The organism is Pseudomonas sp. P1.8, assembly GCF_001269805.1.
Lineage (GTDB): Bacteria > Pseudomonadota > Gammaproteobacteria > Pseudomonadales > Pseudomonadaceae > Aquipseudomonas.
Window position 1 is genome coordinate 60594 of the sequence record NZ_LHVM01000002.1, and the last position, 24718, is coordinate 85311.

Annotated in this window: 24 protein-coding genes; 13 read left to right on the forward strand and 11 right to left on the reverse strand. The window is 58.7% G+C overall.

Annotated elements, in window-relative coordinates; translation table 11 throughout:
* The first annotated feature begins 107 nt into the window (after positions 1 to 107).
* The 6 genes from hisB (at position 108) to AD668_RS00695 (ending at position 3991) form a co-directional block, all read left to right on the forward strand.
* On the forward strand, positions 108 to 701 hold the full coding sequence (gene hisB / locus AD668_RS00670) for an imidazoleglycerol-phosphate dehydratase HisB (protein ID WP_003218037.1): 594 nt from the start codon (positions 108 to 110) through the stop codon (positions 699 to 701).
* Positions 701 to 1339, forward strand: a complete 639-nt coding sequence (gene hisH / locus AD668_RS00675) for an imidazole glycerol phosphate synthase subunit HisH (RefSeq protein ID WP_053153152.1) — start codon at positions 701 to 703, stop codon at positions 1337 to 1339. Before hisB ends, hisH begins: the two co-directional genes overlap by 1 nt.
* A complete protein-coding gene (locus AD668_RS00680) occupies positions 1340 to 1597 on the forward strand; it encodes a DUF2164 domain-containing protein (protein ID WP_053153155.1) in 258 nt (85 codons plus the stop codon).
* Positions 1598 to 1639: 42 nt separating this feature from the next.
* Complete coding sequence (gene hisA, locus AD668_RS00685) at positions 1640 to 2377, forward strand: 1-(5-phosphoribosyl)-5-[(5-phosphoribosylamino)methylideneamino]imidazole-4-carboxamide isomerase (RefSeq protein ID WP_053153157.1); 738 nt, start codon at positions 1640 to 1642, stop codon at positions 2375 to 2377.
* 9 nt (positions 2378 to 2386) lie between these two features.
* On the forward strand, positions 2387 to 3157 hold the full coding sequence (hisF, locus tag AD668_RS00690) for an imidazole glycerol phosphate synthase subunit HisF (protein WP_053153159.1): 771 nt from the start codon (positions 2387 to 2389) through the stop codon (positions 3155 to 3157).
* A 78-nt stretch (positions 3158 to 3235) separates the two neighbouring features.
* On the forward strand, positions 3236 to 3991 hold the full coding sequence (locus tag AD668_RS00695; protein ID WP_053153162.1) for an ABC transporter substrate-binding protein: 756 nt from the start codon (positions 3236 to 3238) through the stop codon (positions 3989 to 3991).
* Positions 3992 to 4070: 79 nt separating this feature from the next.
* Here AD668_RS00695 and AD668_RS00700 read toward each other — a convergent pair whose 3' ends face one another.
* The 4 genes from AD668_RS00700 to gpmI all read right to left on the reverse strand — a co-directional run bounded on the left by AD668_RS00700 (position 4071) and on the right by gpmI (position 9276).
* A complete protein-coding gene (locus AD668_RS00700) occupies positions 4071 to 4847 on the reverse strand; it encodes a divergent polysaccharide deacetylase family protein (RefSeq protein WP_053153165.1) in 777 nt (258 codons plus the stop codon).
* 1 nt (position 4848) lies between these two features.
* Complete coding sequence (locus AD668_RS00705; RefSeq protein WP_053153168.1) at positions 4849 to 6168, reverse strand: S41 family peptidase; 1320 nt, start codon at positions 6166 to 6168, stop codon at positions 4849 to 4851.
* A 31-nt stretch (positions 6169 to 6199) separates the two neighbouring features.
* Positions 6200 to 7495, reverse strand: a complete 1296-nt coding sequence (locus AD668_RS00710) for a murein hydrolase activator EnvC (protein WP_053153171.1) — start codon at positions 7493 to 7495, stop codon at positions 6200 to 6202.
* Between the two features lie 251 nt (positions 7496 to 7746).
* Positions 7747 to 9276 (reverse strand): 2,3-bisphosphoglycerate-independent phosphoglycerate mutase, encoded by a 1530-nt coding sequence (gpmI, locus tag AD668_RS00715; RefSeq protein ID WP_053153174.1) that lies wholly within the window; start codon positions 9274 to 9276, stop codon positions 7747 to 7749.
* A 153-nt stretch (positions 9277 to 9429) separates the two neighbouring features.
* Here gpmI and AD668_RS00720 point away from each other — a divergent pair, with 153 nt between their 5' ends.
* Genes AD668_RS00720 through secB form a run of 3 tightly spaced genes read left to right on the forward strand, consistent with a single transcriptional unit; the run spans position 9430 to position 10627 of the window.
* Positions 9430 to 9843, forward strand: a complete 414-nt coding sequence (locus tag AD668_RS00720) for a rhodanese-like domain-containing protein (RefSeq protein ID WP_053153177.1) — start codon at positions 9430 to 9432, stop codon at positions 9841 to 9843.
* Between the two features lies 1 nt (position 9844).
* A complete protein-coding gene (gene grxC / locus AD668_RS00725; protein WP_053153180.1) occupies positions 9845 to 10099 on the forward strand; it encodes a glutaredoxin 3 in 255 nt (84 codons plus the stop codon).
* A 42-nt stretch (positions 10100 to 10141) separates the two neighbouring features.
* The gene (gene secB, locus AD668_RS00730; RefSeq protein WP_053153181.1) at positions 10142 to 10627 is read left to right on the forward strand and encodes a protein-export chaperone SecB; all 486 of its coding nucleotides are present in this window, start codon (positions 10142 to 10144) and stop codon (positions 10625 to 10627) included.
* Positions 10628 to 10787: 160 nt separating this feature from the next.
* Here the strand turns inward: secB and trmL are convergent, their stop codons facing one another.
* A complete protein-coding gene (gene trmL / locus AD668_RS00735; protein WP_053153184.1) occupies positions 10788 to 11243 on the reverse strand; it encodes a tRNA (uridine(34)/cytosine(34)/5-carboxymethylaminomethyluridine(34)-2'-O)-methyltransferase TrmL in 456 nt (151 codons plus the stop codon).
* Here trmL and AD668_RS00740 point away from each other — a divergent pair.
* Positions 11242 to 11682 (forward strand): hypothetical protein, encoded by a 441-nt coding sequence (locus tag AD668_RS00740; protein ID WP_053153187.1) that lies wholly within the window; start codon positions 11242 to 11244, stop codon positions 11680 to 11682. The genes trmL and AD668_RS00740 overlap by 2 nt on opposite strands.
* A gap of 520 nt (positions 11683 to 12202) precedes the next feature.
* Here AD668_RS00740 and ntrC read toward each other — a convergent pair.
* From ntrC to glnA, 5 genes are all read right to left on the reverse strand, one after another.
* Positions 12203 to 13639, reverse strand: a complete 1437-nt coding sequence (gene ntrC / locus AD668_RS00745) for a nitrogen regulation protein NR(I) (protein WP_053153190.1) — start codon at positions 13637 to 13639, stop codon at positions 12203 to 12205.
* Positions 13636 to 14721 (reverse strand): nitrogen regulation protein NR(II), encoded by a 1086-nt coding sequence (glnL, locus tag AD668_RS00750; RefSeq protein WP_053153193.1) that lies wholly within the window; start codon positions 14719 to 14721, stop codon positions 13636 to 13638. The genes ntrC and glnL overlap by 4 nt, the downstream gene beginning before the upstream one ends.
* Before the next feature lie 316 nt (positions 14722 to 15037).
* The gene (locus tag AD668_RS00755; RefSeq protein ID WP_053153196.1) at positions 15038 to 15553 is read right to left on the reverse strand and encodes a DUF4124 domain-containing protein; all 516 of its coding nucleotides are present in this window, start codon (positions 15551 to 15553) and stop codon (positions 15038 to 15040) included.
* A 25-nt stretch (positions 15554 to 15578) separates the two neighbouring features.
* Positions 15579 to 16001 carry a cupin domain-containing protein gene (locus tag AD668_RS00760; protein WP_053153199.1) on the reverse strand — a complete coding sequence of 141 codons (423 nt, stop codon included), beginning with the start codon at positions 15999 to 16001 and terminating at the stop codon, positions 15579 to 15581.
* A gap of 178 nt (positions 16002 to 16179) precedes the next feature.
* Positions 16180 to 17586 (reverse strand): type I glutamate--ammonia ligase, encoded by a 1407-nt coding sequence (gene glnA, locus AD668_RS00765; RefSeq protein ID WP_053153203.1) that lies wholly within the window; start codon positions 17584 to 17586, stop codon positions 16180 to 16182.
* Positions 17587 to 17917: 331 nt separating this feature from the next.
* Between glnA and thiI the strand changes: the two genes are divergently transcribed.
* Both thiI and typA read left to right on the forward strand, forming a co-directional pair.
* Entirely contained in the window at positions 17918 to 19372 is a 1455-nt protein-coding gene (gene thiI / locus AD668_RS00770) for a tRNA uracil 4-sulfurtransferase ThiI (RefSeq protein WP_053153206.1), read from the forward strand.
* A gap of 139 nt (positions 19373 to 19511) precedes the next feature.
* Positions 19512 to 21332 carry a translational GTPase TypA gene (gene typA, locus AD668_RS00775; protein WP_053153209.1) on the forward strand — a complete coding sequence of 607 codons (1821 nt, stop codon included), beginning with the start codon at positions 19512 to 19514 and terminating at the stop codon, positions 21330 to 21332.
* 127 nt (positions 21333 to 21459) lie between these two features.
* Here the strand turns inward: typA and AD668_RS00780 are convergent, their stop codons facing one another.
* Positions 21460 to 21897, reverse strand: coding sequence for a YkgJ family cysteine cluster protein (locus AD668_RS00780; RefSeq protein ID WP_053153212.1), 438 nt, complete (start codon positions 21895 to 21897; stop codon positions 21460 to 21462).
* A gap of 255 nt (positions 21898 to 22152) precedes the next feature.
* Between AD668_RS00780 and AD668_RS00785 the strand changes: the two genes are divergently transcribed.
* A complete protein-coding gene (locus AD668_RS00785) occupies positions 22153 to 24603 on the forward strand; it encodes a glycogen/starch/alpha-glucan phosphorylase (protein ID WP_053153215.1) in 2451 nt (816 codons plus the stop codon).
* The last annotated feature ends 115 nt before the right edge of the window (positions 24604 to 24718 follow it).

Sequence of the window (24718 nt, forward strand, 5' to 3'; positions counted from 1 at the left end):
GGTTGATGAGTTCACTCCGTCAGCCATATCACCTCCAATGTTTCTGTTTCGCGCCCGCACGCCTATAATGGCTGCCTTTTTCGCCCAATGATTTTGCGGAGCTGGTGATGGCCGAACGTAAGGCGTCTGTCGAGCGCGACACTCTGGAAACCCAGATCAAAGCCTCGATCAACCTCGATGGCACCGGAAAGGCCCGATTCGATATCGGTGTTCCTTTTCTTGAGCACATGCTGGACCAGATCGCCCGTCACGGGTTGATCGACCTGGATATTGTCAGCAAGGGCGACCTGCATATCGATGATCACCACACCGTGGAAGACGTCGGTATCACCCTCGGCCAGGCGTTTGCCAAAGCCATCGGCGACAAGAAAGGCATCCGTCGCTACGGCCACGCCTACGTGCCGCTCGATGAAGCGCTGTCGCGTGTGGTGATCGACTTCTCCGGCCGTCCAGGCCTGCAGATGCACGTGCCGTATACCCGCGCCACCGTTGGCGGCTTCGACGTTGACCTGTTCCAGGAGTTCTTCCAGGGCTTCGTCAACCATGCGCTGGTCAGCCTGCACATCGACAACCTGCGTGGCACCAACACCCACCACCAGATCGAAACCGTGTTCAAGGCTTTCGGCCGCGCCCTGCGCATGGCCGTTGAGCTCGATGACCGCATGGCCGGGCAAATGCCTTCGACCAAGGGCGTTCTGTAATGCAGACAGTCGCGGTTATCGATTACGGCATGGGCAACCTGCACTCGGTGGCCAAGGCCCTCGAGCACGTGGGTGCCGGCAAGGTGCTGATCACCAGCGATGCCAACGTGATTCGCGAAGCCGACCGGGTGGTTTTCCCAGGCGTTGGTGCGATTCGCGATTGCATGGCGGAGATCCGTCGCCTCGGTTTTGATTCGCTGGTGCGTGAAGTCAGCCAGGATCGTCCGTTTCTCGGCATCTGCGTGGGCATGCAAGCCTTGCTCGACACCAGCGAAGAGAACGACGGCGTCGACTGCATCGGTCTGTTCCCGGGCCAGGTGAAGTTCTTCGGCAAGGACCTGCATGAAGACGGCGAACACCTGAAAGTGCCGCACATGGGCTGGAACCAGGTGAAGCAGAAGGTCAGTCACCCGCTGTGGCACGACATTCCGGACATGGCGCGTTTCTACTTCGTGCACAGCTACTACATCGCTGCCGCCAATGCGCGCCAAGTGGTCGGTGGCGGTCACTACGGTGTCGATTTCGCCGCGGCGCTGGCCGAAGGCTCGCGTTTCGCCGTGCAGTTCCACCCGGAGAAAAGCCATACCCATGGCTTGCAGTTGCTGCAGAACTTCGCTGCGTGGGACGGTCGCTGGTAAATGGCCGTCAAGAAAAAGCCGCCGATTCTGACCCTCACTCCCGAGCAGGAGAGCGAGGCCAATCACAAGATCAAGCGTTTCATGGAAGACCGCTTCGAACTCGACCTGGGTACATTCGAGGCGGCCGAGATTCTTGAGCTGTTTACCCGCGAAATTGCTCCGCACTATTACAACAGGGCGATTTTCGATGTGCAGACGCACCTCAAAGAGAGGTTCGAAAGCATCGAAAGCGACCTGTGGGCGCTCGAGAAAAACTGATTTCCGAGCCAAGCTGAACATTCAATTTTGAAGGTTTGCCAGATGCTGATTATTCCCGCTATCGATCTTAAAGACGGTGCCTGTGTTCGTCTGCGCCAGGGCCGCATGGAAGATTCCACAGTGTTCTCCGATGACCCGGTGAGCATGGCTGCCAAGTGGGTGGAGGGCGGTTGCCGCCGTCTGCATCTGGTCGACTTGAACGGCGCCTTCGAAGGTCAGCCGGTCAACGGCGAAGTGGTCACCGCCATCGCCAAGCGTTACCCGAACCTGCCGATCCAGATCGGTGGCGGTATCCGCTCCCTGGAAACCATCGAACACTACGTGAAAGCGGGCGTGAGCTACGTGATCATCGGCACCAAAGCCGTGAAAGACCCGGCTTTCGTCGCCGAAGCCTGCCGCGCTTTCCCGGGCAAAATCATTGTGGGTCTGGATGCCAAGGACGGTTTCGTGGCCACTGACGGCTGGGCTGAAATCAGCACCGTTCAGGTGATCGATCTGGCCAGGCAGTTTGAAGCTGACGGCGTGTCTTCGATCGTTTACACCGACATCGCCAAAGACGGCATGATGCAGGGCTGCAACGTACCGTTCACCGCCGCGCTGGCGGCAGCCACGAAGATCCCGGTGATCGCGTCCGGCGGTATCCATAACCTCGGTGACATCAAGTCGCTGCTCGACGCCAAGGCGCCGGGCATCATCGGCGCGATCACCGGCCGTGCGATCTACGAAGGCACCCTCGACGTCGCTGAAGCGCAAGCTTTCTGCGATTCGTACAAAGGCTGAGGACTGACCATGGCGCTGGCCAAACGCATCATCCCTTGCCTGGACGTGGACAACGGCCGGGTGGTCAAGGGTGTGAAATTCGAAAACATCCGCGACGCCGGTGACCCGGTGGAAATCGCCCGTCGTTACGACGAGCAGGGTGCCGACGAAATTACCTTTCTCGACATCACTGCCAGCGTCGACGGCCGCGACACCACGTTGCACACCGTTGAACGCATGGCCAGCCAGGTGTTCATCCCGCTGACTGTGGGCGGTGGCGTTCGCACCGTGCAAGACATCCGCAACCTGCTCAATGCCGGTGCGGACAAGGTGTCGATCAATACCGCGGCGGTGTTCAATCCGGAGTTTGTCGGCGAAGCCGCTCAGCATTTCGGCTCGCAGTGCATCGTCGTTGCCATCGACGCGAAGAAGGTTTCCGGACCGGGCGAAACCCCGCGCTGGGAAATTTTCACCCACGGTGGTCGCAAGCCAACCGGCTTGGACGCTGTCGAATGGGCGAAGAAGATGGAAGGCCTGGGTGCCGGTGAAATCCTGCTGACCAGCATGGATCAGGACGGCATGAAGAACGGCTTTGACCTGGGCGTTACCCGTGCCATCAGCGATGCGCTGGGTATTCCGGTGATTGCTTCCGGCGGCGTCGGCAACCTGCAGCATCTGGCGGACGGCATTCTCGAAGGTCACGCGAGCGCGGTACTGGCGGCGAGTATTTTCCACTTCGGCGAATACACCGTGCAGGAAGCCAAGGCCTACATGGCTCATCGCGCAATTGTGATGCGTTAAACAAACCGATGCAGGCCAGTGGACATCATGGCGGGCTCAAGGCACTCTTGAGTACGCCAAGGATTTCGGTAGCCAGACATGCTTAAACGCTTTCTACTCGTTCTCGCCAGCGCTGGCCTGTTGTTGATCAACGGGGCAAATGCCAAAGACAGCCCCGATAGCGACCTGGTGTTGCTCACGGAAAATTTCCCTCCGTACAACATGGCGAAGAACGGCAAGAACTTCGCTCAGGACGAAAATATCAATGGCATCGCCGTGGACATCGTCCGCGAGATGTTCAAGCGCGCCGACATTACCTACAGCCTGACGCTGCGTTTCCCTTGGGAGCGTGTCTACAAACTCGCCCTGGAAAACCCCGGATATGGTGCGTTCGTGATGGCGCGATTGCCCGATCGCGAGAGGCTCTTCAAGTGGGTCGGGCCGATCGGTCCGGATGACTGGATCATGCTGGCCAAGGCGGACAGCAAAATCACCCTCGAAACCCTGGATGATGCGCGCAAGTACAAGATCGGCGCGTACAAGGGCGACGCCATTGCCATGACGTTGGCCAAGCAAGGTTTGAACCCTGTGGTGGTTTTGCGCGATCAGGACAACGCGAAGAAGCTGGTCAGCGGCCAGATCGATCTGTGGGCCACTGGCGATCCGGCTGGACGCTATCTGGCACGTCAGGAAGGCGTGAGCGGGCTCAAGACGGTGCTGCGCTTCAACAGCGCCGAACTCTATCTGGCGTTGAACAAGGACGTGTCAGACGAAACAGTCGCCAGGCTGCAGGCCGCGCTGGATCAGTTGCGCAAGGATGGCGTGGTGGACGAGATCATGGCGAAGTATCTTTAGCGCCTGTTAAAAGATCGCAGCCATCGGCAGCTCCTGCGTTGGGCAATTTCCCGTAGGAGATGCCGAAGGCTGCGATCTTTCAGCGATAAACCCCATCCTTACCATGCGCCGCCGTTGCCCGATTGCCGCGCACACTGATCATTTGCCTGATATCAATCCACTCGATTCCCTGAGCCTTGAGTTTGGGCAGTTCCCGCTCCAGCACTGCCAGCGTCTGCGGATACGGATGCCCGATCATCACCGCTGAGCCTTGCTTGCGCGCAAGACTGATTGCCGTCTGAAGTTGTGTGAAGATCGCCGCTTCCGTTGCCTCATCATCCAGAAAGACATCTCGCGAAACGCTCGCCAACCCGATCTTCTGCGCTTCGGCTGCCGCGACGGTTTGCGCGCTGGTGCGGCTATCGACGAAGAACTTGTGGCGGCGCTGCAAGTCCGCCATCAGCCAGGCCATGGCCGGTCGCTGAGCGGTCATGCGGCTGCCCATGTGGTTGTTGATGCCGCTGGTGTACGGGACCATTTTGAGTGCGGCGTTCAGGCGTGTTTCCAGTTCGTCGATGGGCAAGTCAGGGTGCCAGGCGAACGGCCCGGTGGCCGGGTCCATCGGCATGTGCAGGATCACGATCTTGCCGGCGCGATGGGCCTCGCGGGCGAATTCGGTGGCGTGGGGTGTGTCGGGCATGATCGCCGTGGTCACCGGGCCGGGCAGGGCCAGCACGCGGCGATCCCGGGGCAGGTTCTGCCCCAGGTCGTCGATGATCAGGCTCAGGTAGGCCTTATGAGGCGTTTGATTCGCGGGCTGTGCAAATGCACTACCCGCCAGGAAACACATCAGACCGATCAGTAACCGCAGAAACATCTCAGCGGCCGGACGTGATGCTCAGCCCTTTGAGCAGGCTCAGGGCCTGGGCCAATTGGTAATCGTCGTCCTGTGGCATCGGCTTGGCCTTGCCGCCGGAACCGGTCGGTTTGTCGGCGCCGCCGTTGCCGTTGCCCAGGTGGCCCTGCAAGTCAGCTTCCTTGAAGTAATCGTTGTCCTGCTCGCTGGTGATCTTGGCCTTGCGCACTTCGATGTCCGGCACGATGCCTTGAGCCTGGATCGAGCGGCCATTCGGCGTGTAGTACAACGCCGTGGTGATCTTCAGTGCGCGGTCGTTGTTCAACGGCAGCACGGTTTGTACCGAGCCTTTGCCGAAGCTGGTGGTGCCCATGACGACGGCGCGTTTCTGGTCCTGCAGCGCACCGGCGACGATTTCCGATGCCGAGGCACTGCCGCCGTTGATCAGCACGACCATCGGCACGGCTTCGCTTTCATCTTTACCCGTTGCGGAGAAGCGCAGTTCCGAGTTGGCGATGCGGCCCTTGGTATAGACGATCAGGCCCTTGGTGATGAAGTGGTCGACCACTTCCACCGCTGCTTGCAGCACACCGCCAGGGTTGTTGCGCAGGTCGAGGATGATGCCTTTGAGCTTCTTGCCATTGTCTTTGCGTAACTTGGCGAGGGCCTTGGAAACCTCTTCGCCGGTCTTGACCTGGAACTGGGTGATGCGGATGTAGCCGTAACCGGATTCCAGCAACTGGCTCTTCACGCTTTTCACTTGAATGACGGCGCGGGCCAGCGTGACGTCGAACGGCGTGCCACCATCGCGTACAAGGGTCAGCGTGATTTTTTCGCCGATCTTGCCGCGCATCTTGTCCACGGCCTCGGTCATGCTCTGGCCCCGGGTTGGCTGGCCGTTGATCTTGACGATGAAGTCGCCGGCCTGAATGCCTGCCTTGGAAGCCGGGGTGTCATCGATTGGCGATACGACTTTGATGAAGCCATCTTCAGCGCCGACTTCGATACCCAGCCCGCCGAACTCGCCGCTGGTGCTTTCCTGCAGCTCGGCGAAATCTTCCGGGCCAAGGTAAGCGGAGTGCGGGTCGAGGTTGCTGAGCATGCCCTTGATGGCGTTTTCCAGGAGGGTCTTGTCATCCACTGGCTCGACATACGCGGCCTTGATCCGGTCCATCACCTCGGCAAACGTGCGCAACTCATCCAATGGCAAGGGCGCCTTGGTGGTCGCAGCAGTGCCCGCAGGCGCGACCGCCGGGGCTGGTTGAGCGGCAAACGCCAAAGGCGCGCCGATCACCAGGGCGATCGTCAGGGCCAGCGAGGTAAGGCGGGACAGATGCAGCATGTCGAACGAACTCCTGAATTAGATGGCGCGCTTATCCTTGCGCGCGGCACCATTGTGCCGGATCACTCGGGTGACCCTGCTGGCGAATCGCAAAATACAGCGCTGGGGTGTCCTGTCCGCCACTGTTACCGACAGTGGAGATGGACTCACCGGCTTTAACCACATCACCCGCAGACTTGAGCAGCGTCTGGTTGTGACCATACAGACTCAAAAAACCGTTGCCGTGGTCGAGGATCACCAGCAACCCGGCACCTCGCAGCCAGTCGGCAAACACTACGCGACCGCCATGCACCGCATGCACGGTACTGCCGGCAGACGCACTGATCATCACGCCGTCCCACTTGGTCCGGGTATCGTCGCCACGGCTTTCACCAAAACGTGCCAACAGTCGACCATCGACAGGCCATGGAAGTTTGCCGCGGGTTGACGCAAAAGGGCCACCAAAGGTTTCGCCGGAACTGGAAACCAGCGCTCCGGGTGACGATCTGGCCGGTTTGCGTGGGGCGTCATCGCTGGCATCTGCCTGCGCCTGGGCCTCACGTAAACGCTTTTTTTCGGCTTCCTGCTGGGCAATCAGCGCTTTTTGCCGCGCTTCTTCTGCCTCACGAGCCTGGCGAGCCAGGGTTTCTTCGATGGTTTTAAGGACTTTAGACAGGTCTGCCTGATCCTGCTCGCGGGCTGCCAGCTTCTGGTCGCGAGCCTTCACATCATCATTGAGCTTGGCCAGCACTCGCTGGCGCTCCTGGCGGACTTTGTCGAGTTCGTCGCGCTGGGTGTCGAGACTGCTTTTCTGCACCAGCAGTTGCGCTTGCTGCAAGGCGATGTCTTTTTCGACATTGGCCAGCTGGCGCAGGGTTTCGTTGAAGTTCTTCAACTGCTCCAGGCGGGCTTGGCTCAGGTAATCGTAATAGGTGAGGGTGCGGGCGAATTTTTCCGGATTCTGCTGGTTGAGCAGCAGCTTCAGGTACTCCTGGCGACCGTTCTGGTAGGCCGCACGGGCCTGAATGGCGATCAGGTGTTGTTGTTCAGTGCGCGCGCTCTGGAGTTTTTTTTTCTCGGCATCGAGTCGCTGCAACTCGGATTCGCTTTTCTTCAGCTCTTTTTGCAGGGTTTCGACCTGCTTTTCGAGCTTGCCCATCTCGGTTTCAGTGCCCTTGAGCTCTTTTTGCACGCCGGCTTTTTCTTCCTGGATCTTGCCCAGCAGTTTTTTCAGCTCGGCGATGTCCTGACGCGTGGCGTCCAACTGTTGTTGGGTGTCCGCACGCTCGTCAGCGAAAGCCGGTTGGAGCAGGCAGGTCAGGGCGAGGGCAATCAGGACGCGAAGCATAGGGGCGGGCGGCACCAGGGAAAGGGACGGCCTAGTATGCCCGCCATGGGCGGCAAAAAAAATGCCCATTTCTGACTGTGTGATAACTGGCCCCAACGTCAGGTTGAATTTCATTTCGAAAACACCACAAACCACTGTGGGAGCTGGCTTGCCAGCGATTGCGTCGGCACATTCAACATACCGTTGGTGCCAGATTGCTATCGCTGGCAAGCCAGCTCCTACAGGATTTAATGGCGGTTGGGATATCCCCGTTACACCAGAATCGAAGTCCCGGTCATTTCCTTCGGCTGCTCCAGACCCAGCAGCTTCAGCATGGTCGGCGCCACGTCCGCCAACACACCGCCTTCACGGACTTTCAGGTCGCGTTTGCCGACATAGATGAAAGGCACCGGCTCAGTGGTGTGCGCAGTGTGCGCCTGGCCGGTGGTTTCATCGGACATTTGCTCGACGTTGCCGTGGTCAGCCGTGATCAGCGCTTCGCCGCCGACTTTTTCCAGTGCTTCGACGATGCGTCCAACGCACTGGTCCAGGCATTCAACGGCTTTGACGGCGGCGTCGAACACACCGCTGTGGCCAACCATGTCACCGTTGGCGTAGTTGACCACGATCACGTCGTATCGCTGGTTTTCGATGGCATCGACGATGCGGTCGGTGACCTCCGGTGCGCTCATTTCCGGCTGCAAGTCGTAGGTGGCGACTTTCGGCGACGGGATCAGGATGCGTTCTTCGCCGGGGAACGGTTCTTCGCGACCGCCGGAGAAGAAGAAGGTCACGTGGGCATATTTTTCGGTTTCGGCGATGCGCAGTTGGGTCTTGCCGTTTTTCGCCAGGTAATCGCCCAGCACGTTTTCCAGGCTGCCGGCAGCGAAGGCCGACGGCGCAGGGATGCTGGCGGCGTACTGGGTCAGCATGACGTAGCCGGACAGCTTTGGCTGGCGCGCACGTTCGAAGTCGCTGAAATCGTCTTCGACGAACACGCGGGTCAGCTCGCGGGCGCGGTCAGCGCGGAAATTCATGAACACCACGGCATCGCCGTCTTCGACTTTCACCGGCTCGCCGATGGAAGTGGCTTTGACGAATTCGTCACTCTCGCCACGCGCGTAAGCCGCTTGCAAGCCTTCCTGGGCGGTGGCGGCGTTGAACTCGCCGTGGCCGTCAACGATCAGGTTATAGGCCTGGGACACGCGGTCCCAGCGGTTGTCGCGGTCCATGGCGTAGTAGCGGCCGATGATGCTGGCGATCCGCCCTTTGCCGAGCGCCTGGAACGTGGCGTCGAGCAACTCGATGGACGATTGTGCGCTTTTCGGCGGGGTGTCGCGGCCGTCGAGAAAGGCGTGCAGATAGATCTTTTCGGCGCCGCGCTTGTAGGCCAGTTCGGCCATGGCAACCAGGTGGTCCTGGTGGCTGTGCACGCCGCCATCGGACAGCAGGCCCATGAAGTGCACGGCTTTACCGGCAGCGACAGCCTTGTCCACCGCGGCGCAGATGGTCGGGTTCTCGAAGAATTCGCCGTCGCGGATCGATTTGGTCACGCGTGTGAAGTCCTGATACACCACGCGGCCAGCGCCGAGGTTCATGTGGCCGACTTCGGAGTTGCCCATCTGGCCATCCGGCAGACCGACGTCCATGCCGCTGCCCGAGATCAGGCCGTTTGGCACGGTGGCCCACAGGCGATCCAGCACAGGCTTCTTCGCAGCAAAGATAGCGTTGGATTCGGGGTTATCACTGTGACCGAAGCCGTCGAGAATCATCAGGACCAAAGGTTTAGGCGTGGTAGTCATGGAATCCACTCGTGGCTGAGGTAAAAGGGGTAATGAAAAAAGGGAGTCGCAGTTTAATGCGAAGTTCCGGCCACGTCACCGCCGGACGGGGTTTGGCCCACCATAGTGGCTGTGTATACTGGCCGACATTTTAACGCCCTGGAACCTCCTTCGATGGTTGCTCACCTGATTGAATTTGCCACTAACCACTACATTCTCGTCGGTATCTTCGTCGTACTGCTGGCGTTGCTCATTGCCTATCAAATGCAGGGCGGCGGCCGTAGCCTGAGCACCGGCGAACTGACCGGGCTGGTCAACAAGGACGCAGGCGTGGTGATCGACATTCGTCCGACCAAGGATTTCGCCGCCGGTCACATTGTCGGCGCGCTGAACATTCCTCAGGACAAACTGACCGCTCGCGTCGGTGAACTGGAAAAACACAAGGCCAAGACCATCATTCTGGTCGACGCCATGGGCCAGACTGCTGGCACTCACGCCCGCGAACTGATGAAATCCGGCTTCACGGCCGCCAAGCTGTCCGGTGGTATCTCCAGCTGGAAAGCCGATAATCTGCCGCTGGTGAAGTGAGATGAACAACGTCGTCGTCTACTCCAGCGATTACTGCCCTTACTGTTCGCGAGCCAAGTACCTGCTCGAGAACAAAGGCGTGGCCTTCGAAGAGATCAAGGTCGATGGCAAGCCGCAGGTGCGCGCCGCCATGGCTCAGAAAGCCGGACGCACGTCCGTGCCGCAGATCTGGATCGGCAGCACCCACGTCGGTGGTTGCGATGATTTGTTCGCCCTGGAGCGCGCCGGCAAGCTCGACGCGCTGCTCAAGGCCTGAATTCCATACCCTATAAAAGCCCTAGATCACAAAGGATCTGAGATGACTGACCAACAGAACACTGCAGCTAGCGAAGAAGAAACCGCACCGCAATTCTCCTTGCAGCGCATCTACGTACGTGACTTGTCCTTCGAAGCGCCGAAAAGCCCGGCGATCTTCCGCCAGCAGTGGGAGCCGAGCGTCGGTCTGGATCTGAATACCCGTCAAAAGGCGCTGGAAGGTGACTTCCACGAAGTCGTGCTGACCCTGTCGGTTACCGTGAAAAACGGTGACGAAGTGGCATTCATTGCTGAAGTGCAACAGGCCGGTATCTTCCTGATCAAGAATCTGGACGACGCTTCGATGAGCCACACCCTGGGCGCGTTCTGCCCGAACATCCTGTTCCCGTACGCTCGCGAAACCCTGGACAGCCTGGTGATCCGCGGTTCGTTCCCGGCATTGATGCTGGCGCCGGTGAACTTCGACGCTCTGTACGCGCAAGAGCTGCAACGCATGCAGGCAGCCGGCGAGACGCCAACCGTGCAGTAAAAGCTTCGTTTGCTCCATGAAAAAAGCGCCTCTGAAGGCGCTTTTTTCATGGGGGAAACGAAAACTTCGTGTAGGAGCTGCCGAAGGCTGCGATCTTTTGATCTTGAAAACCAACATCAAAAGATCGCAGCCTTCGGCAGCTCCTACAGGGTGGGTGGTGTTAGTTGAAGCCGTTCTGACGCCAGGCTTCGTACACGGCGACGGCCACGGTGTTGGACAGGTTCAGGCTGCGACAGCCTTCACGCATCGGCAAACGCAAGCGTTGCTCGGCGGGCAATGCGTCGAGCACTTCAGGCGGCAAACCACGGCTTTCCGGGCCAAAGATAAACGCATCGCCCGGGGCGAAGCTGGCGTCGTGGAACGGTCGCGAGCCCTTGGTGGTGAAGGCGAACAACCGAGGATGACCGAGGCTTTCCAGGCAGCTGGCGAGATCTGCGTGGCGTTGCAGGGTGGCATACTCGTGGTAATCGAGGCCGGCCCGGCGCAGACGCTTGTCGTCCATCTCGAAGCCTAGCGGTTCGATCAAATGCAGGTGGCAGCCACTGTTGGCGCACAGCCTGATAACGTTGCCGGTATTCGGCGGAATTTCTGGTTGGAAAAGGATGACGTGAAACATGCACGGCTCCGAAGGTAAAGATGAGCGGCATTCTACGCCGCAAGCCGACTTGCGTTCGAAACTATTCCTGCGGGTGATGGCATCACTGGCGATTGTCGGTGTGATGGTGGGGCTGATGATTGGCCGCCTGACCACGCCAGACCCCAGCGAACTGCAGCAAATTGAAGTGACGAGCGACGGTCTGGTGGTGTGGTTCAACAATGAACCCAAGACCCACGGCGAGATCGTCGATGGCAGTGTGGCGCTGTTGTTCGGCGCCCAAGGCAAGACGCACAAAGGCCAGCTCAAGCTGGGCGACAAGGACGTGAACTGGCGGGTTCGTTTAAGTGATGAGGGGGTGTTGCTGACACTGGTTGCGGCCCGACCCCTGCAAGGCGAGTGGGCTGGTAGTGAGGTCGATGACCGCTGGCGGCTGGAGATCCATCTCCGAGAGCAATAAAAGAGGGAATCCCCGGCCTGCCTGTACCAAGGTCCCCAAAACGTGCGGCTCGTCGCGAATGCGGGGTGAGCCTGGTGTAAAGAAGGAACCCCTGACCTGCCTGTATCAGGAGCCCCAAAACTGTTTGGGCTCGTCGCAAGTGCGGTATGAGCCCGTGTAAAGAGGGGAATCCCCGGCCTGCCTGTACCAAGGTCCCCGAAACCGGGTAGTGAACTGAATCACTGAATGGACTATTGCAGGCGGCGTGCCAGTTTTCACAAAGTGAAACCAGAAACCGTTTTTGAAACGCTGAAAGCCCCTGAATTCGGGGCTTTCGTGTTTTTTCGGAAGGGGTTCGATTGCGAAAGCAGGTTGGGTTTCGAAGCTGTTTTTGTGCGCGATTGCGGTTCACGGTGCATTGCGGCGGTGCACAAACAAAAAAGATCGCAGCCTTCGGCAGCTCCTACAGGGTCTTGCGCAGGCCTGTAGGCGCTGCCGAAGGCTGCGATCTTTTCGCTAATGGCTAATTTCTGAAGACGACCTAGCCCTCATCCCCCTCATCTTCATCCCCGCCATCCACCTTCATCCCCAATTCCTTGATCTTGCGCGTCAGGGTGTTGCGCCCCCAACCCAGCAAGACGGCGGCATCGCGACGGCGACCGGCGGTGTGTTTGAGCGCAGTCTCGATCATGATCCGCTCGAAAGCCGGCACGGCACTGTCCAGCAAGCTCGACTGACCGCGAGACAGCGCCTGATCGGCCCACTGACGCAGTGCCTGTTCCCAGTTGGTCACGGGCGCCGAGTCCTGCGGCAGGCTCAGCAGTTCAGGCGGCAGGTCGCCGATGTGCACTTCGCGACCCGAAGCCATCACCGTGATCCAGCGACAGGTGTTTTCCAGTTGCCGCACGTTGCCCGGCCAAGGCAGGTTCTTCAGGTATTCCTCGGTTTCGCTTTTCAGCAGCTTCGGCTCGACGGCCAGTTCCTGGGCGGCACGGCTGAGGAAGTGTTTGGCCAGGGTCGGAATGTCTTCGCGACGATCCGACAGGCGCGGGATGTGGATGCGAATTACGTTGAGGCGGTGGAACAAGTCTTCACGGAATTTCCCGGCGTGCACCAGCGTTTCCAGATTCTGGTGGGTCGCGGCGATGATTCGCACATCGACCTTTACTGGCACATGACCGCCGACGCGGTAGAACTCGCCATCGGCCAATACCCGCAGCAAGCGGGTCTGGGTATCGGCCGGCATATCGCCGATTTCATCGAGGAACAGTGTGCCGCCATCGGCTTGCTCGAAACGCCCGCGACGCAGGTTGGCCGCGCCGGTGAATGCGCCTTTCTCGTGGCCGAACAGCTCGGACTCCATCAGGTCTTTCGGGATCGCCGCCATGTTCAGCGCAATGAATGGCGACGCGGCGCGAGGGCTGTGACGATGAAGGGCATGGGCTACCAGTTCTTTACCGGTACCCGATTCACCGTTGATCAGCACGGTGATGTTGGAATGGCTCAGGCGCCCAATGGCGCGAAACACTTCCTGCATCGCCGGCGCTTCGCCGATGATTTCCGGGGTACGGGTCAGGATCGGGGCGACTTCCAGGCCTTGTTGTTCCTGGGCGTGCTGGTTGGCGCGCTTGACCAGGGAAACCGCTTCGTCGACATCGAACGGCTTGGGCAGGTACTCGAATGCGCCGCCCTGGTAGGACGCTACGGCGCTGTCCAGATCCGAGTGTGCCGTCATGATGATCACCGGCAGCCGTGGGTGCGATTCGCGAATCCGCGCCAGAAGGTCCAGGCCGCTGGCGCCGGGCATGCGGATGTCGGAGATGATCACATCCGGCTGCTGGCGCGCCAGGCGGCTCATCACGCCATCGGCACTGTCGAAGCTTTGCGTGGTCATGCCTTCCTGTTGCAAGGCTTTTTCCAGGACCCAACGGATAGAACGGTCGTCATCGACGATCCACACGGTTTCACTACGGCTCATGTCGATGTGGCTCCTTGTTCCAGTGGCAGAAAGATCGAGAAGGTGGTGTGGCCCGGGTGGCTGTCACATTCGATCAGGCCCTGGTGCTGACTGATGATGTTCTGGGTGATGGCCAGGCCGAGTCCGGTACCGTCCGGGCGTCCGCTGACCATGGGGAAGAAAATGGTTTCCTGCAGTTCAGCAGGAATGCCCGGACCGTTGTCGATGATCTCGATCTTGGTCACCAGGCGATGGCGCACATGGCCGATCGTGAACTGGCGCATGGCGCGGGTGCGCAGACTGATGCGGCCAAGGCGCAGCTCGTTCTGACTGCTGATGGCCTGCATCGCGTTGCGCACGATGTTCAGCACGGCCTGGATCATTTGTTCGCGGTCGATCAAGACGTCGGGAATGCTCGGGTCGTAGTCACGCACCAAAGTGATGCAACCCTGGCTTTCGGCCTCGACCAGATGACAAACGCGCTCCAGCACTTCGTGAATGTTGCACATCGCCAATGACGGCAATTTGTTGGAGCCGAGCATGCGGTCGACCAGGTTACGCAGGCGGTCTGCTTCTTCAATGATGACGTTGGTGTAATCCTTCAGACTTTCTTCCGGTAGCTCTCGGGCCAGCAATTGCGCTGCTCCGCGAATTCCGCCCAGCGGATTCTTGATTTCGTGGGCGAGGCCGCGCACCAGCATCTTGCTGGTTTCCTGCTTCGACAGCTGCGCTTCTTCCTTGGTGATACGCAGCAAGCGGTCCCGCGGATGGACTTCAAGCAGCAGCAGGGTGTCGCCATTGCTCAGGATTGGCGTAACCGCGTAATCGACGGTCAGGGTCTGACCGGTGAGGGCGGTGAGCATGGCTTCACGCTTGGTGAACGGGTGGGCCTGTTCAACCGCCTGACGCAATGAATTGAGCGCCTCGGTGGATTCGGTAAACAGCTCGCTGATGAACTGCCCATGACTGCGCTGACCGCTGATGGCCAGTAACATTTCCGCTGCCGGGTTCATGTACTCAAGGCGCAGTTGCGCGTCGAGCAGAATGGTTGCGGTCGTCAAATTGTCGAGTAACAGACGATGCAGTGCGTCGCTGATGGTCATTCAGGACCTCTTTTGGAGCAGGGCGCGCGCATGAATAAAGCGCTGATGCAGACAAAATGCAAAAACCAAACCAAGGCTCCGAAAAGAAGCGCTAAAGGCCTGATACAGGCGTTTGACGCTCGATTGCGTGGCGTTCTGCCAGCTTTGGCGGGTACTTTCGAACCAAAATGGGTTGGAGTTGTGCAGTAGTGTGATCGATTGCACCAATATAGTGCTTAAAGCTGCGCGGTGTTATTGGAGTCTCAAGACCGATTCTGTCGTCGCTCAAGGCTATGGATGCTTAGCGCGGTGGCAGACAAGCGGTTAGCCATAGCCCTCAGCGTTTGTGTGCTCTTTGAACAGTGAAGGTTGCGGTAGGGCTCTGCTGTACAACTCTTTCGCCGTCGATCACTTGCACCGCCAGACCGTGTTCACCGCGATCAATGTTTATCAGTTGCAGGCTCGGTACGTTGCTCGGCTGGCCATAAGGTTGGCCATCGAGCAACAGGCGTAATAAATGCGTGCCTTGCAATCGCGGTTCAATCAGCACATCGACCGTGAAAGTACCGTTGTTGGCGCGCACGACTCCGGCGGTTGGCAGCCCGCTAAGCTCCAGGACGTTGTAGTCGTTGTGGGTCGGCCTGGAGCGGGTGCCTGCCGCTGGCTGTTCAGTATCGCTGGGTAGTTGGCGCTGGATGCTGTTGACGGGGGGCAAATCAACCGTCTGGGCGTCAACGCCATTGGGCGGTTGATTGCTGTAGGCCGTGTTGCCGGCGGCATCGGTGTATTTGAAGATTTGCGCCATCACGGGATAAGCGAGGGACAGCAACAGAAGTAATAAAAGTGGCCGCATTTCGGACTCCCTGTGCGAAGCAAGATTACTCCGCCAATGGAATGCCCTCGCTCCCAGCATAGAACACAATAAGTTCTACCGGTTCATCGCCGGTGACGCCGCGATGGGCGATATCGACCATTTCGGCCAGTGCTTCTCCTTGTTTGATGCGCCGGGTCTGGCCGTTGTCCCTGCCTTCGATGATCAGCTCACCTGAGAGGATGTAACCGGCGTTCGGAGTGGGGTGGGTGTGCCAGGGCAGCTGGGTGTTGGGCGGTATCCTCAGCTTGAGCAGCGTTAGCTCAGGCGCGGCACGCGGATAACGAGCGTAAGGTGTGCCATCCCAGGATTTGCTGCTTTGCAGCAGAATTTCCTTTTCGATTGCGGACGGTGGAGATTGTACGGAGCAGCCCTGGAGAGAGAGGGCGGCCAGTGCGATCAGCGGTGACCGGAACAGGGTGTTTTTCATCATTCCATCCTTTGAATACAGGTAGTGATCAGGCTACGAGTGATTCAAGGTGTTTGATGCCAGACGTCGCCGCGTTTGCTGGAGGATATGGCGAAATAATTTGTCAGACGTTGCCCACAAAAAAGGCCTCCCGAAGGAGGCCTCTTTTTGTCACGCCGCGTGCCGCAGCGCTACCGGATCAGCAGCTGTAGTACAGCTCGTATTCCAGTGGGTGTACGAAGGTACGTACCTTGATTTCTTCTTCGCTTTTCAGAGCGATGTAAGTGTCGATGAAATCGTCGGAGAACACGCCGCCTTTGGTCAGGAACGCACGACCTTTGTCCAGCTCTTCCAGGGCTTCTTTCAGGCTGCCGCAAACTTGTGGGATCTCTTTCGCCTCTTCAGGCGGCAGGTCGTACAGGTTTTTGTCAGCTGCGTCGCCTGGGTGGATCTTGTTCTGGATGCCGTCCAGGCCAGCCATCAACAGTGCGGCGAAGCACAGGTAAGGGTTGGCAGCCGGGTCCGGGAAGCGTGCTTCGATACGGCGGGCTTTCGGGCTCGACACGTAAGGAATACGGATCGAAGCGGAACGGTTGCGAGCCGAGTAGGCCAGCATTACCGGAGCTTCGAAGCCTGGAACCAGACGCTTGTAGGAGTTGGTCGCCGGGTTGGTGAAGCCGTTCAAGGCCTTACCGTGCTTGATGATGCCGCCGATGAAGTACAGGGCGGTGTCGGACAGGCCGGCATAGCCTTCGCCAGCGAAGGTGTTCTTGCCATCTTTCCAGATGGACATGTGCACGTGCATACCCGAGCCGTTGTCGCCGTACAGTGGCTTAGGCATGAAGGTCGCGGTGCGGCCGTAGGCATCGGCTACGTTGTGTACAACGTATTTCAGGGTTTGAGTTTCGTCGGCTTTCTTCACCAGGGTGTTGAACTTGACGCCGATTTCGTTCTGACCGGCAGTTGCCACTTCGTGGTGGTGAACTTCGACGGTCAGGCCCATTTCTTCCAGTGCGTTGCACATGGAGGTACGGATTTCGTGGTCGTGGTCGAACGGTGGAACCGGGAAGTAGCCGCCTTTGACGCCTGGGCGGTGACCTTTGTTGCCACCTTCGATGTCCTGGTCGGACATCCACGAACCTTGCTCGGAGTAGATTTTGAACATCGAGCCGGAGATGTCCGACTTGAATTTCACCGAGTCAAAGATGAAGAATTCTGGTTCTGGACCGGCGAACACGGTGTCACCGATACCGGTGGCTTTCAGGTGCTCTTCGGCGCGCTTGGCGATCGCACGTGGGTCGCGGTCGTAGCCTTGCATGCTCGAAGGTTCGATGATGTCGCAGACCAGGATCAGGGTCGGCTCTTCGGTGAACGGATCCAGAACAGCAGTGGAATCGTCCGGCAGCAGGATCATGTCGGAAGCTTCGATGCCTTTCCAGCCGGCGATGGAGGAACCATCGAACATTTTGCCGACTTCGAAGAAGTCGTCATCCAGCGCGTCGCGAGCCGGCATGGTCACGTGGTGCTGAGTGCCTTTGGTGTCCGTGAAGCGCAGATCAATCCATTTGACGTCATGATCTTTGATGAGTTGAACCGACTTCGACATAGTGTCCTCCGGGTGGCTTCGGGCTTAGTAATGGATAGCCCTTGGAATGTGGGTGATGCCGGCGCGAATACTCTGCCAAGGCAACCTGCCTCACAAGGGAGCAAATTGCATGCCAGTGCCCCACCATGGGTTTTTTGCCCCAAAAACACGCTTATAAGCCTTCTATACGCGTTAAAGCAGAAAATACCGCCCTGTAATGTAGCGCTTAAATCACAAAATGACCTGTTTTGGTGCACGATAAACCTTCTGCACATTAACTGGTTAAACCTTGAGCAATTTCCGCTATAATCCGCGCCCCCCTTTTTCGGCAGGCCATGCGCGCGCTGTTTCCATGAAATTAATCGTAAAAGTCTTCCCCGAGATCACCATCAAGAGCCGCCCGGTACGGATGCGTTTCATCCGTCAATTGGCCAAAAACATCCGTGCCGTGCTCCGCGATCTGGACCCGGCCGTGGTGGTGAACGGCGTGTGGGACAACCTCGAGCTGGAAACCCGTGTCGCCGAGCCCAAGGCCCTCAAGGAGATGACCGAGCGCCTGAGCTGTATGCCTGGCATCGCGCATTTCCTGCAAATTGATGAGTACCCGCTGGGCGATTTCGATGACATCGTCGAAAAGTGCAAGCAGCACTACGGTGATGCGTTGACCGGCAAGATCTTTTCGGTGCGTTGCAAACGGGCCGGCAAGCACCCATTCAGCTCCATCGATATCGAAAAGTATGTCGGCAGCCAGTTGCGCCGTCAGTGCGGCGCCGCCGGAATTGACCTGAAAAAGCCGGAAATCGAAGTCCGGATCGAAGTTCGCGACCAACGGTTGTTTGTGATCCACAGCCAGCACAACGGCATCGGCGGTTATCCGCTGGGAGCACTGGAGCAGACGCTCGTGCTGATGTCCGGTGGCTTCGACTCCACCGTGGCGGCCTACCAGATCATGCGCCGCGGCCTGATGGCGCACTTCTGCTTCTTCAATCTGGGCGGACGAGCCCACGAACTGGGCGTGATGGAAGTCGCGCATTTCATCTGGAAGAAGTACGGCAGCTCCCAACGCGTGCTATTTGTCAGTGTGCCGTTCGAGGAAGTGCTGGGCGAAATTCTCGGCAAAGTCGATAACAGTCATATGGGCGTAGTATTGAAGCGTATGATGTTGCGCGCTTCCTCCCAAATTGCCGATCGACTGCACATCGAGGCATTGGTGACTGGAGAGGCGATCTCCCAGGTGTCGAGCCAGACGTTGCCGAACCTGAACGTGATCGACTGCGTGACCGAGAAGCTGGTCTTGCGCCCGCTGATCGCCAGCCACAAGCAGGACATCATCGACCTGGCCAACGAAATCGGCACCGCCGATTTCGCCCGGCACATGCCGGAATACTGCGGCGTCATCTCGGTCAATCCGAAGACCGCAGCCAAACGCCATCGCGTCGAGCATGAAGAGAAAGAGTTCGACATGGCGGTGCTCGAGCGTGCGCTCGAAAACGCCAAACTGGTGCCGATCGATCGCGTGATCGATGAATTGGGCCAGGACCTGCAAATTGAAGAAGTCAGCGAGGCGCTGGCCGGTCAAATCGTCATCGATATCCGTCACCCGGATGCCGCTGAAGACGACCCGCTGGACCTGGCTGGCATCGAGGTACAAACGATGCCGTTTTATGCACTGAACGCTCGTTTCAAGGAACTGGACCCTACTCGCCAGTACCTGCTTTATTGCGACAAAGGCGTGATGAGTCGCCTGCATGCCCACCATTTGCTCAGTGAGGGGCATGCCAATGTGCGCGTTTATCGACCGAGCTAAGAGCCCGGGGCTGTATGCCTGTGGCCTGCGTCACCGGCCCCCCGACTCTGCCGTCAAGCTGTAACGGCAAGGCCTGACTCTACTGTAAATCGCTGCCAAGACTTGTCAGCACACCGAATCCTCTGATCGAGATACACAAGTGATCGAAAATCTACGCAACATCGCCATCATTGCTCACGTTGACCATGGTAAGACCACCCTGGTAGACAAACTCTTGCGTCAATCCGGCACCCTGGAGCGCAACGAGCTCAACGACGAGCGCGTGATGGACTCCAACGACCAGGAAAAAGAGCGCGGTATTACCATTCTGGCGAAAAACACCGCCATCAACTGGAACGGCTACCACATCAACATCGTGGACACCCCGGGCCACGCCGACTTCGGCGGCGAAGTTGAACGCGTAATGTCGATGGTCGACTCCGTTCTGCTGCTGGTTGACGCTCAAGACGGCCCTATGCCGCAAACCCGTTTCGTGACCAAGAAGGCTTTCGAAGCCGGCCTGCGTCCGATCGTGTGCATCAACAAGGTTGACCGTCCAGGCGCGCGTCCGGACTGGGTTCTGGACCAGATCTTCGATCTGTTCGACAACCTCGGTGCCACCGAAGAACAGCTGGACTTCAAAGTCGTCTACGCCTCGGCCCTGAACGGTATTGCCGGTCTGGACCACAACGAAATGGCTGAAGACATGACCCCGCTGTACCAGTCGATCGTCGACAACGTACCGGCGCCGGCTGTTGACCGTGATGGTCCGTTCCAGATGCAGATCTCCGCACTGGACTACAACAGCTTCCTGGGTGTTATCGGTGTTGGCCGTATCGCTCGTGGTCGCGTCAAGCCGAACTCCCCGGTTGTCGCTATCGGCGCCGACGGCAAGAAGCGTAACGGTCGTATCCTGAAGCTGATGGGTCACCACGGTCTGCACCGTGTAGACGTTGAAGAAGCTGCTGCAGGCGACATCGTGTGCATCAGCGGTATGGACTCGCTGTTCATCTCCGACACCCTGTGCCACCCGGACACCGTTGAACCGATGAAGCCGTTGACCGTCGACGAGCCAACCGTTTCCATGACCTTCCAGGTAAACGACTCGCCATTCTGCGGTAAAGAAGGCAAGTTCGTGACTTCCCGTAACATCAAGGAACGTCTGGACAAAGAGCTGCTGTACAACGTTGCTCTGCGCGTTGAAGAAGGCGACTCGGCTGACAAGTTCAAGGTTTCCGGCCGTGGCGAACTGCACCTCTCGGTACTGATCGAAACCATGCGTCGCGAAGGCTTCGAAATGGCTGTAGGCCGTCCGGAAGTGATCATCCGTCTGGTTGACGGCGTGAAGCACGAACCGTACGAAAACGTCACCATCGACCTGCCGGAAGAATCCCAGGGCAAGGTGATGGAAGAGATGGGTCTGCGTAAAGGCGACCTGACCAACATGGTGCCGGATGGCAAAGGCCGTGTTCGTCTGGAATACAACATCCCTGCTCGTGGTCTGATCGGTTTCCGTAACCAGTTCCTGACCCTGACCAACGGTGCTGGCATCCTGACTTCGATCTTCGACCGTTACGACGTGATGAAGTCCGGCGACATGTCCGGCCGTCAGAACGGCGTTCTGGTTTCGGTTGAAACCGGCAAGGCACTGACCTACTCCCTGGAAACCCTGCAGGCGCGTGGCAAGTTGTTCGTAGAACACGGTCAGGAAATCTACAACGGTCAGATCGTTGGTCTGAACAGCCGTGACAACGACCTGGGCGTTAACCCTACCAAGGGCAAGAAGCTCGACAACATGCGTGCTTCGGGTAAAGACGAAACCATCGCTCTGGTTCCACCTGTTCGCTTCACCCTGGAACAGGCTCTGGAATTCATCCAGGACGACGAGCTGTGCGAAGTAACGCCTAAGTCCATCCGTCTTCGCAAGAAGATCCTGGACGAAAGCGAGCGTACCCGCGCTGCCAAGAAAGCCAAGAACTGAGTTTTAGTTCCGGCTGAATGAAAACGCCCCCGGTCGAAAGGCCGGGGGCGTTTTTGTTTGTCTGGGGTTTGTGCGGTGTTTGTGCTAGCGATGGCGGCCGATCAGCTGCCAGAATTTTCAGGGCAGATCAGAACCGCTCAATCGACCGAGAATTGCGCTCGCGCTCCACTTCCTTGGGCTTGTACGCGCAATACCCCGGCCGCGGGCCGATTTTCGGGTGATTGCGGCAAGTATCCGGGCGCTTTTCATAAATAGTGCACAGACGGCTCTTACGATCCAGATAGTAGCAATCGTTGTTGCTCATGCGCTGAAGGGTGAAGATGCCCGACTTCTGGTTAAAGCGCTCGACCAGGCCTTCCTTCTGCAGACGCTTGGCGATGTTCTTCGGCGGATCGCCCAGCTCGAATTCATCGACGATGCCGATACGGATCAGATCCTTGATCTTGACCTCGACCGGCAGGGTGCAGCAGCTGGACATGCACGAGCCGCACATCGGGGCAGAGTACTTGGCCCAGGTATCGAGTCGGTCGATCTCCGCGGCGGCGATCAGGTTGGGCTTCATCATCGGTTGTTACCAGCGTGTGCATCAGGGCGCGCGATCATACCGGGACTGGTGGATTTTTGAACAACCTTTCGCCAGTTTTTTTCACGCTCGGTTCAAGAGGATCAAAATTCGGCACGGCCCCTGCATTCATTCAGGCACACGACAACCTAATGTCGACCTGGCTCACACTCACTCGAAAAACTGCCGAACCAGAGCCTCTACCGCCTGTCAGACCGTCTAGGCTCAGACAACCCAAGCTCGCTCGAGGTCTTATCGATGACTCAAGAACCACTTGTTCGCGAAGCAGAGGTGGCCGCATTCCGCGACGCCGTCTTGACGAAACTCACCTACGCGGTGGGCAAAGACCCGGATCACGCCTTTGACCATGACTGGTTCGAAGCCATTGCCCTTGCCGCACGTGATCACATGGTCGAGCACTGGATGGACCATACGCGACAGATCTACCGCAAAGGTCAGAAGCGCGTTTATTACCTCTCCCTTGAGTTCCTCATCGGCCGGCTGCTCTACGACAGCTTGAGCAACCTCGGCCTGCTTGACGTCGCCCGCGAGGCGCTGACCGAGCTCGGTGTCGATCTTGAACGCATCCGCTTGCTGGAACCCGACGCGGCCCTGGGCAACGGTGGTCTCGGGCGATTGGCGGCGTGTTTCATGGAAAGCATGTCGACGCTCGGCATCGCTGGTCACGGTTACGGCATTCGTTACGAGCACGGCTTGTTCCGTCAGGCCATCGTCGACGGCTGGCAGCAGGAACAAACCGAGCACTGGCTGGATTTCGGCAACCCGTGGGAGTTCGAGCGGCCGGAAGTTGTCTACACCATCGGTTTCGGCGGCAGTGTGCAGACCGTGACCGACGACGCCGGCAAGTCCAGGCAAGTCTGGCATCCGGCAGAGACCGTGCGAGCCATCGCTTACGACACGCCGGTGGTGGGCTGGCGCGGGGCGAGCGTCAACACCTTGCGGCTGTGGCGCGCCCGGGCCATGGAAGATCTGCATCTGGAACGCTTCAACGCCGGCGACCACCTGGGCGCCGTGGCCGAAGTGGCCCGGGCCGAAAGTATCTCCCGCGTGCTCTACCCGGCGGACAGCACCGAGGCCGGTCAGGAACTGCGTCTGCGTCAGGAATACTTCTTTGTCGCCGCCTCCTTGCAGGATCTGCTGCGCCGTCATCGCAACATGCACACCTCGGTACTGACCCTGGGCGACCACGCGGCGATCCAGCTCAACGACACACACCCCTCGATTGCCGTGGCCGAACTGATGCGGCAACTGGTCGACGTGTACGACGTCGCGTGGGACGCGGCGTGGCAGGTCACTGTCGATACGCTGTCCTACACCAACCACACGTTGCTGCCTGAAGCGCTGGAAACCTGGCCGGTCGGCCTGATGGAACGCATGCTGCCGCGGCACATGCAGATCATCTACCTGATCAACGCCCAGCACATCGACTCCCTGCGCGCCAAAGGCATCCACGACTTCGACGTGTTGCGCGCGGTATCGCTGATCGAGGAGGACAACGGTCGCCGGGTCCGTATGGGCAACCTGGCGTTTCTCGGATCCCACAGCATCAACGGCGTGTCCGGGCTGCACACGCAACTGATGCGCCAGACGGTGTTCTCCGAACTGCACAAGCTCTATCCGGATCGGATCAACAACAAGACCAACGGCATCACCTTCCGCCGCTGGCTGTATCAGGCCAACGCCGAACTGACGTCGATGCTGGTTGATGCCCTCGGGCCTGAAGTACTGGATAACCCGGAAGACCGTTTGCTCGCCCTTGAACCGTTTGCCGAGAAATCCGCGTTCCGCAAGGCCTTCGCCGAGCAACGGCTGCATAGCAAGAAAGCCCTGGCGTATCTGATCCATGAGCGGCTGGGTGTGGCGATCAATCCAGCGGCGATGTTCGACGTGCAGGTCAAGCGGATCCACGAGTACAAGCGGCAGCTGCTCAACCTGTTGCACACCGTGGCCTTGTACCAGGCGATCCGTGCCGAGCCGGAAATCGACTGGGTGCCTCGGGTGAAGATCTTTGCGGGTAAGGCTGCAGCCAGTTATCACCAGGCCAAGTTGATCATCAAACTGACCAACGACATCGCCCGGGTGGTCAATAACGACCCAACGGTTCGCGGCTTGCTCAAAGTGGTGTTTCTGCCCAACTACAACGTCAGTCTGGCGGAGAGCATCATCCCGGCGGCGGATTTGTCCGAGCAGATTTCCACCGCAGGCTTTGAAGCCTCAGGCACCAGTAACATGAAATTCGGACTCAACGGTGCGCTGACCATCGGCACCCTGGACGGCGCCAACGTGGAAATGTGCGACCGCATCGGCGCCGAGCACATGTTCATCTTTGGCCTCAGTGCGCAGCAGGTGGAGGCGCGCAAGCAGAACCATGAGTTCAACGCCGCGTCGGACATTGCCGCGTCCCACCGTTTGGGCGATGTACTGCAAGCGATTCGCAGTGGGGTGTTTTCACCCGATGATCCGTCCCGTTACACCGGGTTGATCGATTCGCTGGTGGATCACGACCGCTTCCTGGTCTGCGCCGATTTCGACTCGTACTGGAACGCCCAGATGCGCGTCGAGGCTCATTGGCACGATTCGAAGGAGTGGTGGCGCTCTGCGGTGCTAAATACATCGCGGATGGGCTGGTTCTCATCGGACCGGACCATTCGCGAGTACGCCACGGAAATCTGGAAGGCGCTGGAGTAAGTCTTCAGACAGGCGGATATACTGGCGCGCCGAAAAAGATCACAGCCTTCGGCAGCTCCTACAGGATCGCGTCATACCGCGACTATGCAGGAGCTGCCGAAGGCTGCGATCTTTA

Bases quoted from the DNA above. Each gene is read 5' to 3' on its own strand.
- gpmI (WP_053153174.1), bottom strand. From the start codon at position 9,276: ATGACTACCACGCCTAAACCTTTGGTCCTGATGATTCTCGACGGCTTC.
- trmL (WP_053153184.1), bottom strand. From the start codon at position 11,243: ATGTTTCACGTCATCCTTTTCCAACCAGAAATTCCGCCGAATACCGGC.
- AD668_RS00780 (WP_053153212.1), bottom strand. From the start codon at position 21,897: ATGATGAAGCCCAACCTGATCGCCGCCGCGGAGATCGACCGACTCGAT.
- AD668_RS00755 (WP_053153196.1), bottom strand. From the start codon at position 15,553: ATGCGGCCACTTTTATTACTTCTGTTGCTGTCCCTCGCTTATCCCGTG.
- AD668_RS00740 (WP_053153187.1), top strand. From the start codon at position 11,242: ATGCACGGCTCCGAAGGTAAAGATGAGCGGCATTCTACGCCGCAAGCC.
- AD668_RS00785 (WP_053153215.1), top strand. From the start codon at position 22,153: ATGACTCAAGAACCACTTGTTCGCGAAGCAGAGGTGGCCGCATTCCGC.
- hisB (WP_003218037.1), top strand. From the start codon at position 108: ATGGCCGAACGTAAGGCGTCTGTCGAGCGCGACACTCTGGAAACCCAG.
- secB (WP_053153181.1), top strand. From the start codon at position 10,142: ATGACTGACCAACAGAACACTGCAGCTAGCGAAGAAGAAACCGCACCG.
- glnA (WP_053153203.1), bottom strand. From the start codon at position 17,586: ATGTCGAAGTCGGTTCAACTCATCAAAGATCATGACGTCAAATGGATT.
- ntrC (WP_053153190.1), bottom strand. From the start codon at position 13,639: ATGAGCCGTAGTGAAACCGTGTGGATCGTCGATGACGACCGTTCTATC.
- glnL (WP_053153193.1), bottom strand. From the start codon at position 14,721: ATGACCATCAGCGACGCACTGCATCGTCTGTTACTCGACAATTTGACG.
- thiI (WP_053153206.1), top strand. From the start codon at position 17,918: ATGAAATTAATCGTAAAAGTCTTCCCCGAGATCACCATCAAGAGCCGC.
- AD668_RS00695 (WP_053153162.1), top strand. From the start codon at position 3,236: ATGCTTAAACGCTTTCTACTCGTTCTCGCCAGCGCTGGCCTGTTGTTG.
- AD668_RS00680 (WP_053153155.1), top strand. From the start codon at position 1,340: ATGGCCGTCAAGAAAAAGCCGCCGATTCTGACCCTCACTCCCGAGCAG.
- AD668_RS00720 (WP_053153177.1), top strand. From the start codon at position 9,430: ATGGTTGCTCACCTGATTGAATTTGCCACTAACCACTACATTCTCGTC.
- hisH (WP_053153152.1), top strand. From the start codon at position 701: ATGCAGACAGTCGCGGTTATCGATTACGGCATGGGCAACCTGCACTCG.
- AD668_RS00760 (WP_053153199.1), bottom strand. From the start codon at position 16,001: ATGAAAAACACCCTGTTCCGGTCACCGCTGATCGCACTGGCCGCCCTC.
- grxC (WP_053153180.1), top strand. From the start codon at position 9,845: ATGAACAACGTCGTCGTCTACTCCAGCGATTACTGCCCTTACTGTTCG.
- hisF (WP_053153159.1), top strand. From the start codon at position 2,387: ATGGCGCTGGCCAAACGCATCATCCCTTGCCTGGACGTGGACAACGGC.
- AD668_RS00710 (WP_053153171.1), bottom strand. From the start codon at position 7,495: ATGCTTCGCGTCCTGATTGCCCTCGCCCTGACCTGCCTGCTCCAACCG.
- AD668_RS00705 (WP_053153168.1), bottom strand. From the start codon at position 6,168: ATGCTGCATCTGTCCCGCCTTACCTCGCTGGCCCTGACGATCGCCCTG.
- hisA (WP_053153157.1), top strand. From the start codon at position 1,640: ATGCTGATTATTCCCGCTATCGATCTTAAAGACGGTGCCTGTGTTCGT.
- AD668_RS00700 (WP_053153165.1), bottom strand. From the start codon at position 4,847: ATGTTTCTGCGGTTACTGATCGGTCTGATGTGTTTCCTGGCGGGTAGT.